Annotated in this window: 2 protein-coding genes; one reads left to right on the forward strand and one right to left on the reverse strand. The window is 73.0% G+C overall.

What is annotated here, in order from left to right:
- The first annotated feature begins 169 nt into the window (after window positions 1-169).
- Entirely contained in the window at window positions 170-13,912 is a 13,743-nt protein-coding gene (locus tag ACZ6ZQ_RS36735; RefSeq protein WP_469772877.1) for a type I polyketide synthase, read from the forward strand.
- Between the two features lie 275 nt (window positions 13,913-14,187).
- Here the strand turns inward: ACZ6ZQ_RS36735 and ACZ6ZQ_RS36740 are convergent, their stop codons facing one another.
- A complete protein-coding gene (locus ACZ6ZQ_RS36740) occupies window positions 14,188-14,745 on the reverse strand; it encodes a YbaK/EbsC family protein (RefSeq protein ID WP_469772878.1) in 558 nt (185 codons plus the stop codon).
- Window positions 14,746-14,770: the final 25 nt, after the last annotated feature.

The following is a 14,770-nucleotide window of genomic DNA, read 5'->3' on the forward strand; positions in this document are numbered from 1 at the left end:
CAGAGCCAAGGGGACTGGTGTTGCGCGATTAATGTGTAGTATCAATGCCTTGCTGATCACGGCTCGAACGGCAAGCCGGTGTTGCCGGATTCCAGGAGGCCGGACGTGTGCCCGTCACACGCCCTCTCCCCGCCGAGCCTGCGAAGACGAAGAGTGGGGAAACGGTGCCGTGAACCGATCCGAGTCCACGTCTGCTGAGCGAATCCATGCGAGGGACAACGCCATCGCCGTGGTGGGGGTGTCCTGCCGGCTGCCGTCCGCAGAGGACCCCGCGCGGTTCTGGCAGCTGCTGACCGGCGGAGTGAGCGCCGTGTCGCAGGTACCGCCGGGGCGGTGGAGCAACGAGGCAGCTGCCTACGGCGAGACCGGCTGGGGCGCCTTCCTGGTCGAAGTCGATCGTTTTGACGCCGAGTTCTTCGGGATCTCTCCGCGTGAGGCGCGGTCGATGGACCCACAGCAGCGCCTCGCACTGGAGCTGGGCTGGGAGGTCCTGGAGGACGCGGGCGTAGCGTCGGCTGCGGTTCGGGGCAGCGACACCGGGGTGTTCGTCGGCGTGACCGCGGACGACTACAGCGCACTGGCCCGGCGCGGGGGACCAACGGCGATCGGGCATCACACCCTGACCGGTCAGAACCGCAGCCTGATCGCGAACCGGTTGTCCTACTTCCTGGGGCTTCGGGGACCGAGCCTGGTGGTGGACACCGGGCAGTCGTCGTCGCTGGTGGCGGTGCACCTGGCGTGCGAGAGCCTGCGGCGCGGGGAGTCGGCGATGGCGCTGGCCGGAGGTGTCCACCTCAACCTGGTGCTGGACAGCGCAGTGGCGGAGGCCCAGCTCGGTGCCCTGTCCCCCGAAGGCCGCTGCTTCACCTTCGACGAGCGCGCCAATGGGTACGTCCGCGGCGAGGGTGCGGGCATGGTGCTGCTCAAGCCGCTGGCGAGGGCGCTGGCCGACGGGGACGAGATCCACTGCGTCATCGAGGGGAGCGCGGTCGGCAACGACGGCCCCAGCGAGGGCCTGACCACCCCCGACCCCCGGGGACAGCAGGCGGTGTTGCAGGCGGCGTGCCGGCGTGCGGGCGTCGACCCGGGCGCGGTCCAGTACGTGGAGCTGCACGGGTCCGGCACCCGGGTGGGTGATCCGGTGGAGGCATCGGCGCTCGGCACCGTGTACGGGGCGGGCCGTTCCGACGGCAGCCCGCTGCTGGTCGGTTCGGTGAAGACGAACGTGGGGCATCTGCAGGGCGCCGCGGGAATCGCCGGCCTCCTGAAGGTCGTGCTGTCGCTGCGCAACGGCGAACTCCCGGCGAGCTTGAACTTCGAACTGCCCAACCCGCGGATCCGCTTCGCCGAGTGGCACCTGGACGTGGTGACATCGAACCGTCCCTGGCCCTACCGCGACGGCCGTGCCCTGGCCGGAGTGTCATCGTTCGGCGTGGGCGGCACCAACTGCCACCTGGTCGTGTCAGCTGCCGAACCGGCGCCCGACAGTGCGGGCGCGCGCGAGGGCGCCGGCATGGCGGACAGTGCCCTCATGGCCGGTGGCGCCGTGCCGTTGCCGCTGTCGGGCCGGACCCGGGACGCCCTGCGTGCGCAGGCCGTCAGCCTGGCATCCCATCTGGCGGAGAACCAGCGACTCGACCCGGTGGACGTCGGCTTCTCCCTGGCGACCACCCGAACTGCGCTCGACCACCGCGCCGTCGTTCTCGCGCCGGACCGGCCGGGTGCCCTGGACGCGCTGGCGGCGCTGGGCGACGGCGAGTCCGCGACAGGCGTGGTCCGGGGCGTCGCCGACGTCGAGGGCAAGACGGTGTTCGTGTTCCCCGGACAGGGTGCGCAGTGGGCGGGCATGGGCATCCGGCTGATGACGGAGTCCCCGGTGTTCGCCGAGCGGCTGGCCGAGTGCGCCGCCGCGCTCGCGCCCTATGTGGACTGGTCGCTGCCGGAGGTGTTGGAGCAGACGGAAGGGGCGCCGTCGCTGGAACGTGCGGACGTGCTCCAGCCCGCCTCCTGGGCGGTGATGGTCTCCCTCGCGGCCGTGTGGCAGGCGCACGGAGTGGTCCCGGACGCGGTGGTGGGGCATTCCCAGGGGGAGATCGCGGCGGCGTGCGTGTCCGGTGCGCTGTCACTGGAGGATGCGGCCAGGGTCGTGGCGCTGCGCGGCCAGATCGTCGCACGCCGTCTGGCGGGGACGGGCGGCCTGCTGTCGGTGTCGCTGCCCCACGGCGAGGTCGAGTCACGGCTCCACCGCTGGGACGGCCGGGTGTCGGTCGCGGCGGTGAACGGGCCGGCCTCGGTGGTGGTCTCCGGTGATCCGGAGGCGCTGGACGGGCTGTTCGATGAACTGGCGGGCGAGGACGTGCGGGTGCGGCGGATCGCCGCTGACTTCGCTTCGCACTCGGCGCAGGTGGAGCCGGTCCGCGAGGAGCTGCTGGCCTCGCTGGAGAGCATCAGTCCCCGCCAGGCCGAGGTGCCGTTCTTCTCCACGGTGACCGGCGAGCGGCTGGACACCACCGGTATGGACGCCGGGTACTGGTATCGCAACCTGCGACAGACCGTGTGCTTCGAACCGGCCGTCCGCGCGCTGCTCGGGCAGGACCACCGGTTCTTCGTCGAGGTCAGCACCCACCCCGTGCTGACCGCAGCGGTGCAGGAGATCATCGACGATGCGGCGGACGGTCAGGCCGTCGCCGTCGGCACGCTGCGCCGGGAAGTGGGTGGAGCGGACCGGTTCCTGAGCTGTCTGGCCGAGTTGTTCGTCCGCGGCGCGCCGGTCGACTGGTCGCGGTCGTTCGCCGGGACCGGCGCCAAGCGGGTGCCGCTGCCCACGTACGCGTTCCAGCGGGAGCGGTACTGGCTCGACGAGCCGGCCGGCGGTGCCGCGGCGCAGGACGCCGCCCCGGCCGCTCCGGTGGTCGTGCACGGGCACGCTGCCGGACCGGATGGACACGCTGCCGTTCCGGAGCCCGGCCGTTCGGAGTCCGACGCTCCGTGGACGCGCGCCCGCCTGGGGCGGCTGGTTCGCGCGGAGACCACGGTGGTGCTGGGCTTCACCTCCTCGGAGCAGGTGAATCCGGCGCGGTCCTTCAGGGAACTGGGCTTCGATTCGGCGATGGCGGTCGAGCTGGTGACCCGGCTGAAGGCCGCGACCGGACTGCGGGTGCCCAACACCGCGCTGTTCGACCATCCCACGCCGGACCGGCTCGCGGATCATCTGGCCACTGAGTTCACCGGCCCGGAAACCGGTGCCGCGTCGTCGGCGCCCGGTGCCGTCGTGACGGACGAACCGGTTGTCATCGTGGGTATGGCCTGCCGCTTCCCCGGCGGGGTGAACTCGCCGGAGGGACTGTGGGACCTGGTGTCGGGCGAAGAGGACGCCATCTCCGGCATGCCCACCAACCGAGGCTGGGCGCCGGAGATGCCGGCCGGCAGGCCGGGCGGGTTCCTGTACGACGCGGACCGGTTCGACGCGGCACTGTTCGGGATCTCGCCGCGCGAGGCGGAGGCCATGGACCCCCAGCAGCGGCTGGCGCTGGAGGTGAGCTGGGAGGCGGTGGAACGGGCCGAGATCGCTCCGTCGTCACTGCACGGCAGCAGGACCGGGGTGTTCGTGGGGGCAATGGCCCAGGACTACGGTCCGCGGCTGCAGGACAGCTCCGGTGACGCGGAAGGGTATCTGCTGACCGGCACTTCGCCGAGCGTCCTTTCCGGCCGGATCGCCTACGCCCTGGGGCTGCGGGGGCCCGCCCTGACCGTGGACACGGCGTGCTCCTCGTCGCTGGTGGCGCTGCACCTGGCAGCGCAGGCGCTGCGAGCCGGTGAGTGCTCCCTGGCACTGGCCGGCGGTGTCACCGTCATGTCGGAGCCCGGGATCTTCGTGGAGTTCGCCCGGCAGGGCGGTCTTTCGCCCGACGGCCGCTGCAGGGCTTACGCGGAGGCCGCGGACGGCACCGGCTGGTCCGAAGGCGTGGGCGTACTGGTGCTGGAGAGGCTGTCGGACGCGATCCGGGGCGGCCACCGGGTGCTGGCGGTACTGCGCGGCTCCGCGGTCAACTCGGACGGAGCGTCGAACGGCCTGACCGCGCCCAGCGGAATCTCGCAGCAGCAGGTGATCGGCCAGGCCCTGGCCGGTGCCGGCCTGGTGCCGTCGGACGTGGACGCGGTCGAAGGGCACGGCACCGGTACCCGGCTGGGTGACCCGATCGAGGTTCAGGCGCTGCTCGCCACCTACGGGCAGGACCGGGACCGTCCGCTGCTTCTGGGGTCGCTCAAGTCCAACATCGGGCACACGCAGGCCGCCTCCGGTGTCGCGGGCGTCATCAAGATGATCCTGGCGATGCAGCACGGTGTACTGCCTCGGACGCTGCACGTGGACACGCCGTCGTCGCAGGTGGACTGGTCGGCCGGGGCGGTGGAGCTGCTCACCGGGTCCGCGCCGTGGCCACAGGTCGAGCGGCCCCGCCGCGCAGGCGTGTCGTCGTTCGGGATCAGCGGCACGAACGCGCACGTGATCATCGAGCAGCCACCGCAGGACCGGCCCGGACAGCCCGCCGCCGCTCACCCACCGGCCGCGCTCCGGGCGGAGGCCGGGCCCGAAGTGGTGCCGTTGCCGGTGTCGGCGCGCACCGAGGCAGCGCTGGAGTCCCAACTGGACCGGCTGGCCGCTTTCATGGCCGACACCGGCGCGGCGGCGCTGGACATCGGGTACTCGCTGACGACGACACGCTCCGAGCTGGAGTGCCGAGCGGTACTGCTGGCCGCGACCGACGGCACGGAAGGCGGCGACGGGCGGACCGTCCGGGTGACCGAGGGCTCGGACGGGCGGACCGTGAAGGTGGCAGAGGGCACGGTGGTGGGCGACCCCGACCCCGTGGCGCTGCTGTTCGCCGGCCAGGGCGCGCAGCGGCTGGGCATGGGTCGCGAGCTGCACGCCCGGTTCCCGGTGTTCGCGGCGGCGTGGAACGAGGTCTGCGCGCTGCTGGACGGAGAACTGGAACGGCCGCTGCGCGAGGCGGTGTTCGGCGACGACGCGGGGCTCCTGAACCGTACCGAGTACGCCCAGCCCGCGCTGTTCGCCCTGGAGACAGCCCTGTTCCGGCTGGTGGAGTCGTGGGGGGCGGTGCCTGATCTGCTGGTCGGGCATTCAGTCGGAGAGATCGCGGCGGCACACGTGGCCGGGGTGCTGTCCCTTCCCGACGCGTGCAGACTCGTCGCCGCACGCGGACGCCTGATGCAGGCGCTGCCGGAAGGCGGCGCCATGATTGCAGTGCAAGCCACTGAGGACGAGGTGGTGCCGCTGCTCGCAGGCTCCGAGGACCGGGTGGGACTCGCCGCGGTCAACGGCCCGCAGGCGGTTGTGGTGTCCGGGGACACCGCCGCGGTGGAGGCGATCGCGGACCGGTTCACGGCCGACGGCCGCAGGACCACTCGGTTGCGGGTCAGCCACGCGTTCCATTCCCCGCTGATGACACCGATGCTGGACGAGTTCCGCGCGGTCGTCGAGGGTCTGGCCTTCGGCGAGCCGCGCATTCCGATCGTCTCGACCGTCACCGGGGAGCCGATCGGTGCGGAGCGGATCTGCACACCTGACTACTGGGTCCAACACGTCGGGCTGACCGTGCGGTTCGCCGACGCGGTCGGCGCCGCGGCCGCGGCCGGCGCGCGCACATTCCTCGAACTGGGCCCGGACGCAACCTTGTCCGTACTGGCGCAGGATGCCCTGACCGGCGTTGCGGGCATCGAGGCGGTGCCGCTGCTGGACAGGGACCGTGGCGAGGAGTCCACGGCGGTGACCGCGGCCGCCCGGCTGTACGTGCGGGGCGTGCCGGTCCGGTGGACCGAGACGTTCGCCGGCACCGGCGCGCGCCGTGTCGCGCTGCCGACCTACGCGTTCCAGCGGGACCGGTACTGGATCACGCCCGCGGGCGAGGCCTCGGGGGCCGGCGTGGCCTCGGCAGGGCTCAGCGGTTTGGCGCACCCGCTGCTCGGCGCGGTCGTGGAGCTCCCCGAGACCGGTGGTCTGCACTGCACCGGCCTGCTGTCGGTGACGGCGCAGCCGTGGCTGGCCGACCATGTGGTGGCCGGGCAAGTCGTCTTCCCCGGGGCGGGGTTCGTGGAGCTCGCGGTACGGGCGGGCGACGAGGTCGGCTGTGGTCTGGTCGAGGAGCTCACCCTGGTCACACCGCTGGTGTTGTCCGGGCAGGGCGACGGCGGTGTGCGGATCCAGGTAACCCTGGGCGGCCCCGGCGACGACGGCCGACGCACCCTGGGCGTCTACTCGCGGCCCGCCGACATGCCGGACGGGCCATGGGCGCTGTACGCCACCGGCGTACTCGCGCCGGGTACGTCCGCGGCCGACGCCGGTCACGGGCTGGTTTGGCCGCCCAAGGACGCCGTACCGGTCGACCTGGACGGCTTCTACGAAGGGCGGCATGATACCGGACTTGCTCATGGACCGGCGTTCCGGGGTGTCCGGGCGGTCTGGCGGGCGGGCGACGAGGTGCTGGCCGAGGTCGTGCTTCCCGAGCACGTCGCCGACGATGCCGACGCCTTCCGGCTCCATCCCGCGCTACTGGATGCGGCGCTGCACATCGTGTCGCTGACCGGGCTCGTGGACTCGGACGGCGCGCGGCTGCCGTCGGCCTGGTCCGGTGTGTCGCTGCACGCCGTGGGTGCGTCGGTGCTGCGGGTGCGGATGCGCAGGACGGGCGATGACACGGTCACGCTGACCGCGGCGGACGCCGCGGGCGATCCGGTGGTGTCGGTGCGCACGCTGGTGCTACGCCCGCCGGCGGTCGACACCGCGGGGACCACGGCCGCGCAGCCGCTACTGCGTCTGGACTGGCTGCCCGCCCCGGTGCCGGACACCGCCGGGCATGACCGTGTCGCGGCCGGGAAGGCGGTGCTGCTCCCGGTCACCGCGCCCGCCGGCGTGCCGGTGCCGGACGCGGTCCGTGCCGTCACCGCGTCCGTACTCGACGCGCTGCGGCAGCACCTTGAGGACGAGGACGAGAACGGGAACGGGAACGAGGGCGGCGACGGCGACGGCCGACGCCCCCAGCTGGTGTTCGTGACCCGCGGAGCGGTGGCCACCACCCCCGGAGCGAAGCCTGACGTGGTGGCAGCATCGGTGTGGGGGCTGGTGCGTTCGGCCCAGCAGGAGAGCCCCGGCAGTTTCGTGCTGCTCGACCTGGACCCCGCGGACGGCGGGGATCCGGTGTCGGCTGCCGCGGGAAGGCTGCGTGCGGCGCTGGACTGCGATGAGCCCGAGTTGGCGCTGCGCGCCGGTGAGCTGCTGGTACCTCGCCTGGCCTCCGCCGACGCCCCGGACCCGTCGGCGCCGGGCACGGTGTGGGACGGCGACGGCACCGTGCTGGTCACCGGCGGCCTCGGCGGCCTCGGCGCGCTGGTCGCCAAGCACCTGGTCACCACGCACGGGGTCCGTCACCTGCTGCTGGTCGGCCGTCGGGGCGCCGCCGCGGAGGGCGCCGACGAGCTGGTGGCCGAGCTGACCGGGCAGGGCGCCCGGGTGGCCGTCGCCGCCTGCGACGTCTCCGACCGCGCAGCCCTGGCCGCCCTGCTGGAGGGCATCCCGGACGAGCACCCGCTGACCGGTGTCGTGCACGCCGCCGGTGTGCTCGACGACGGGTTGGTCGGGGCGCTGACCCCGGATCGGCTGGACGGGGTGTTCCGTCCGAAGCTGGACGGCGCGTGGCATCTGCACGAACTGACGCGCGACCGCGGCCTGACGGCGTTCGTGGTGTTCTCGTCGGTGTTCGGTGTCCTTGGCAACGCGGGACAGGCCGGTTACACCGCGGCGAACGCGTTCCTGGACGCGCTGGCGCAGCGGCGGGCCGCCGAAGGGCTCGCGGGCCTGTCCATCGGCTGGGGACCATGGCCGCAGGACGCCGGTATGTCCGCTGGGCTGAGCGCGGCGGAGATGGGGAGGATCACGAGGGCAGGGTTGCCGACGCTCTCCGTCGAGCAGGGACTGGCCTGGTTCGATGCCGCAGGTGCGGCGGGCGAGGCATCCGTCGTTGCCTCACGGGTCGACCGGGCTGCCGTGCGCGCGCGTGACACCGTGCCTGCCGTCTTCCGCGGCCTGGTCCCCGCCGGGCCCGCCCGTCGGGTCGCCGCCACCGGTAGCGGCTCCGGCCTGCTCGCCGGGCGGACTCCCGACCAGGCCCGTGCCACCCTGCTGCAGCTGGTGCGCGAGCAGGTGGTGGCGGTGCTCGGGCACGTGGGTCCGGCGACGATCGGGGGCGGTCGGACGTTCAAGGACATGGGCTTCGACTCCCTGACCGCCGGCCAGTTGCGGAACAGCCTGAGGAAACGGACGGGCCTGAGCCTGCCCTCGACCCTGATCTACGACTGTCCGACGCCGGAAGCACTGGCCGCCCGTCTGTGGACCGAGCTGGGCGGCGGGGTCGACGAGCGGCGTGAGGGCCCCGAGCCGACCCCGGTCACGGCGGGCGGCCCGGCGGCCGGGGCACCCGATGCGGAGCCGATCGCGATCATCGGAATGAGCTGCCGGTTCCCCGGCGGGGTGCACTCGCCCGAGCAGCTGTGGGAGCTGCTGGCCGCAGGCAAGGACGCCGTCACCCCGCTGCCCGCCGACCGTGGCTGGGACCCAGGCGTGTACCACCCCGACCCGGACCGCGCAGGCAGGACCTACTCGGCGGCGGGGGGCTTTCTCGACGGCGCGGCCGGGTTCGACGCAGCGTTCTTCGGCATCTCCCCGCGTGAGGCGGCCTCGATGGAACCGCAGCAGCGAATGCTGCTGGAGCTCGCCTGGGAGGCGCTGGAACGCGCCGGACTCGACCCCGCGTCCCTGCGGGGCAGCCTGACCGGCACGTTCGTCTCGGCAATGGCCCAGCAGTACGGCGCGGGGGCCTCGGCGGACTCCGACGGGTACCAGCTCACCGGAACGATCCCCAGCGTCCTGTCGGGCCGCCTCGCCTACATGCTCGACTTCGGTGGGCCGTCCGTGACGGTGGACACGGCCTGTTCGTCGTCCCTGGTCGCGCTCCACATGGCGTGCCAGTCGCTGCGCTCGGGAGAGAGCACCCTGGCCCTCGCCGGCGGCGCGACGGTGCTGAGCGGCCCGGACGTCCTGGTCTCACTGAGCAGGCACCGCGTCATGGCACCGGACGGGCGCTGCAAGGCGTTCGCCGAGTCCGCGGACGGCATGGGCATCGCCGAAGGCGCCGGTCTCCTGGTGCTGGAGAGGCTGTCGGACGCAGTCCGGCACGGCCACCGGGTGCTGGCGGTCGTCCGCGGGTCGGCGGTGAACTCCGACGGCGCCTCCAACGGGCTGACCGCGCCGAGCGGTCCTGCGCAGCAGCGGGTCATCCGGCAGGCCCTCGCCAACGGCGGGCTGTCGACGTCCGACGTCGACGCCGTCGAGGCACACGGAACCGGCACGGCACTGGGCGATCCGATCGAAGCGCATGCGCTGCTGGCCACCTACGGCCAGGACCGGGGCGGCAACCCGCCGTTGCTGGTCGGCTCGGTCAAGTCCAACATCGGACACACCCAGGTCGCCGCCGGTGTCGCGGGTGTCATCAAGATGGCGATGGCGCTGCGCCACGGCCAGTTGCCGAAGACGCTGCACGTCGCCGAGCCGTCCTCCCGTATCGACTGGGACTCGGGCGCGGTCGGCCTGCTGACCGAGTCGGTACCGTGGCCCGAGCTCGGGCGTCCGCGGCGGGGCGCGGTGTCGGCGTTCGGAATGAGCGGGACCAACGCGCACGTCATCCTGGAGCAGGCTCCGACGCCGGCCGACCGGCCCTCACTCGCGGGTCCGGCGTCGGAGGAGCCGGTGGCATGGCCGGTGGCGGGCAAGTCGGCGGGCGCGCTGCGCGCCCAGGCCGGGAAACTGCTCGCGCACCTGGACGACCACCCTGGGCTTCGGCCCATGGACGTCGGCTATTCGCTGGCGACGACCCGTGCCGCGCTCGAACACCGGGCGGTGCTGGTCGGCGACGGCCGCGCGGCGCTGCGCGAGAGCCTGGCGGCCCTGGCCGAGGGCACCTCGCATCCCGCCGTGCTGCGGGCAACGGCGCCCGAGCGCGGCCCAGTGGTCTTCGTCTTCCCGGGGCAGGACGCGTCGTGGAGCGGGATGGCCGCCGGGCTGCTGGACGTCTCGCCCGTCTTCGCCACCCGCGTCGGCGAGTGCGAGGCGGCCCTGGCCCCGTACCTCGACTGGTCGCTCACCGGCGTGATGCGCGGCGAGCCCGGTGCTCCCCCGATCGAGGGGCGGCCCGATGTGCTGCAGCCCGTACTGTGGGCGATCATGGTCTCGCTCGCCGCCCTGTGGCGCTCGTTCGGTGTCGAGCCGGCCGCTGTGATCGGTCACTCCCAGGGCGAGGTCGCCGCCGCCTGCGTGAGTGGCGGATTGTCGCTGGACGACGGTGCCCGCGTGGTGGCGCTGCGCAGCCGGCTCATCCGCGAACGCCTGTCCGGCAGTGGCGCGATGATGTCGGTGATGGCGTCGCCGGAGCAGATACGGGCGCTGCTGGACGGGGTGTCCGGCGCGGTGTCGATCGCGGCCGTCAACGGACCGAAGACGGTGACGATCTCCGGTGATCCGGCCGCTCTCGACGAGGTCGAGCGCGGCCTGTCCGCGGCCGGGATCATGCGCTGGAGGCTGGCCGGCGTGGACTTCGCCGCCCACTCGGCGCACACCGACGAGATCGAGCCCGAGTTGCTCGAGATGCTGGCTCCGGTGCGGCCCCGCCCGTCGGAGGTGCCGTTCTACTCCACGGTGACCGGGGGCCGCCTGGACACGGAGGAGCTGAACGCCCGGTACTGGTGCCGGAACCTGCGGCAGACCGTGTCCTTCGCCGAGACGATGACGGGTCTCGTGCGCGAGGGATACGGCTTCATGATCGAGGTCAGTCCGCATCCGGTGCTCGCGGTCGGCACCAGCGAGATCATCGAGCACGCGGGCAGCCCGGCGGTCACTCTGGGCACCCTGCGCCGGAACGACGACGGCTGGGACCGTGTCCTGCGCTCGCTCGGGGAGGCGTACGCCCACGGCGTTCCCGTCGACTGGAGCACGGTGCTCTCCGGCGGCCGTACGGTCGACTTGCCCACCTACGCCTTCCAGCACGAGTCCTACTGGACAGCGCCGCCGGCGCCGACAGCCCCGCCCGCCTCGACGCTCCGCACGGCGGACTCCACCGACGAGCCGCTGTGGGACGCCGTGGGCCGGGGGGACGCCGCCGAGGTCGCCACACTGATCGGCCTCGAAGCCGAATCCAAGGACGCGCTCGACTCGGTGCTCCCGGCGCTGTCGGCGTGGCGCAGGCGGCAGGACGAGCACTCACTGATCAGCACATGGCGCTACCGGACCGTATGGACACCCCTGCGCGTCCCCGCCGACCCGTCACTGACCGGAACATGGCTGGTAGTGACCACGGACGGTGTCGACGATGCGGATGTGCTGGCCGCACTGACCGCACACGGCGCCCAGGTGCGCCGAGTGGTCCTCGACGGGACCTGCACCGATCCCGAGTTGCTGGCGGCACGGCTCGGCGACGTCGACCGTGCGGCCGGGGTGCTGTCGCTGCTCGCGGCGGCCGAGGAGCCGGACGGCGGCGAGCCCGCACTGCCCGCCGGTCTGGCGCTGACCGTGTCGCTGGTCCAGGCGCTGATGAGGTCCGGCGCCGAAGTCCCGCTGTGGACGGTGACCCGCTGCGCAGTCGCGACCGGACCGGCCGACCCGGTGCGCCACCCGCGGCAGGCGATGGTGCTCGGGCTCGGACGGACCGCGGCACTCGAGGCACCATCGCTGCGGGGCGGGCTGGCCGACCTCCCCGAGCGGCTCGACCCGGAGGCCGCCGGGCGATTCGCTTCGCTCCTCTCAGCGGGCTTGGGGGAGGACCAGGCGGCCGTGCGATCCTCTGGCGTCCTCGTCCGGCGACTGGTGAGCGCACCGGCACGAGCCGACTCGCCCGGCACCTGGACGCCCGGCGGCACGACCCTGGTGACAGGCGGCACCGGGGCGCTGGGCAGCCGGGCCGCCCGGTGGCTGGCCCGGCATGGAGCCGAGCATCTGGTGCTGTTGAGCCGGCGTGGCCCGGCGGCACCGGGGGCGGCCGAGCTGACAGCGGAGCTCAGGGCTCACGGGGCGACCGTCGACGTGGTGCGGTGCGATCTGACCGACAGGGATGCCGTGTCCGCGGTACTCGACCGGCTCTCGGCGAACGGCAGTCCGGTGCGTGCGGTGGTGCACCTGGCGGGGACGCGCGCCCTTGGGCCGCTGGGCACGGAGCGCCTCGGCCATTTCGCCGACGCGGCGCATGCGAAGGTGGCGGGCGCCGCGCACCTCGACGAGCTGCTCGACGACACCGGCCTGGACGCCTTCGTGCTGGTCTCGTCGGTGGCCGGTGTCTGGGGTGTCGGCGACCACGCGGCACAGGCGGCGGCCAATGCGTACCTGGAGGCACTGGCGTCACAGCGCCGTGCCCGCGGGGCCTGCGCGACGGCGATCTCCTGGGGCCCCTGGGAGGAGGCACGCAGTCAGATGACTGAACAGGACGGCGAGCAACTCGTCCGCGGCGGGGTGTCCTTCCTCGACGGCGACCTGGCACTGGCCGGGCTCGCCCAAGCACTGCACGAGGAGGAGACCGCGCTGACGGTCGTGGACATCGACTGGGAGCGTTACCTCCCTGTCGTCACCGCGGCCGGTCCCAGCCCGATCTTCAGCGAGCTGCCGGAGGCACGGCGCCTCGACGAGCCCGCACCCACGAGCGACGACGGCGAGTTCACGGTGCGGTTGCGGAAGCTTCCCCCCGCGGAGCAGCGGCGACTGCTCGTGGACCTGGTGCGGAGCGAGGCCGCGGTGGCGCTCGGCCACTCCTCCGACGAGGCGGTCGACGAGCACGCGGCGTTCCGCGACAACGGCATGGACTCGCTCGCCGCGGTCGATCTGCGCAACCGCCTTGCCGCGGCGACGGGCACGGCGCTGCCCAGCACCGTCGTGCTCACTCACCCCACCCCGGCCGAACTGGCCGAGCATCTCCTCGACCACCTCGCCTCGCCGGCAGAGGACAGCGGCATCGGCGGCGCCTCACCGACCGACCTGGTCGCACGCCTCCACCGCGACGCCGTGCAGACCGGCCGCATGAACGACGCCGAAACCCTGCTCTTCGACCTCGCCGCCCTGCGGCCCAAGAGCACCGGGCCCGTTCCGCCCACCGTCGACCGGCTCACCGCCGCCACCTCAGGCACCCGCCTGGTCTGCGTGGCCCCCGTCGTACCCCTGACCGGACCCGACACCTACTTCGCGCTCGCCCAGGCGCTCCCCGAAGACTGGACCGTCTCCTGCCTGACGCCTCCCGGCTTCGGCACCGACGAGGTACTCCCCGCCACCCGGGAAGCACTCGTCGAGGGGCTGGCCCGGGCCGTGGACGCCCGGAGCGGCGACAACAGCACCGAGCCGGTGATCCTCCTGGGCACTTCATCCGGCGGCATCCTCGCTCACGAGACCGCCCGCTACCTCGCCGACCACGGCACGCCCGTGCAGGCCGTCGTCCTGCTGGACACCTACATCCTGGAAACCCCCACCGCCCGCGCGCTCCGTCCCCACCTGTGGCACGGCCTGTACGAGCGCGAGCACGTCGCCGGCAGCTACACCGCCACGGACCTGTCCGCCTACGCCTGGATGGAGCGGCTCCTGCGCACCTGGACCCCCGGCCCCACGCCCTTCCCGACCCTGCTCCTACGCGCCTCGGAACCCCTGTCCGTCCCGCACGGGACGGACAGGGGGCCGGACGACTGGCAGACAGCCCTTCCCCACGTCACCACCACCCTCACCGTGCTGGGCAACCACTTCACCCTCATCAACCAGCACGCCTCTACCACTGCCGCCCACATCACCGACTGGCTCACGGGGCAGGGTGGGGTATGACACCGGCCGCGTGCCAGGGCACGCGAGCCCGGCAAGATCCGAACGACAGGCCCTAAGGGCTGTCCCGCAATACCCACCGGCGCACGACGACAGCTACGGCACCTCGCTGCGTTGTCGGAGTCGCCCAAGTACGTCCAGTCCGAGGGCGATCTCCCCCAGCTACCGCTGGGAGGTGCCCCCACCGCCTTGCGATGCGTCCCCTCGGCCCTCCGGGCCTGGGGAGACCCCATGCATCGACGCCGCGCGCTGGTCCGCCGGGTATTGCGGGACAGCCCTTAGGCGACGCCGAGGTTCTCCAGGATCACCGCCCCCGGCAGGCCGGCGAAGACCTTTCCGGGCACGATCAGCTTGCCGCGGCGGCGCCCGCTGCCGATCAGGACCCACTCGGTGTCGACGACGGCCGCGTCGACGAGCAGCGGCCAGCCGGCCGGGAGTCCGATCGGTGTGATGCCGCCGTATTCCATGCCGGTCTCGCCGGTGGCGCTGTCCATGGAGGCGAACGACGCCTTGCGGGCGCCGAGTTGCTTCCGCACGACGCCGTTGACGTCGACACGGGTCCTGGACAGGACGACGCAGGCGGCGAGGGTCGCCTCGCCGCCACGCTTGCCGGCCACGACGACGCAGTTCGCGGACGTGTCGAGGAGGTCGGCGCCGTGGTGCTCGACGAAGACCGCCGTGTCGGCGATCCGCGGGTCGGTGTCGACGTACAGCAGCTGCTCGGCCGGGACGTCTCCGCTCCAGCCGCGCACCGCCTCGGCGACGGGCGGCGTGAGTTCGTCGAGGCAGTCCGGGGCGGGCCGGGCGTTGTCGAAGTCTCCGATGGGTGCGCGCATACCCGTCACGCTAACAGCCGTCCGG

The sequence above is a fragment of the Streptomyces sp. NPDC053673 genome, from assembly GCF_055585225.1.

What these genes read in the sequence shown, in the direction of transcription:
- ACZ6ZQ_RS36740 (WP_469772878.1), bottom strand. Translation starts at nt 14,745, where the DNA reads ATGCGCGCACCCATCGGAGACTTCGACAACGCCCGGCCCGCCCCGGAC.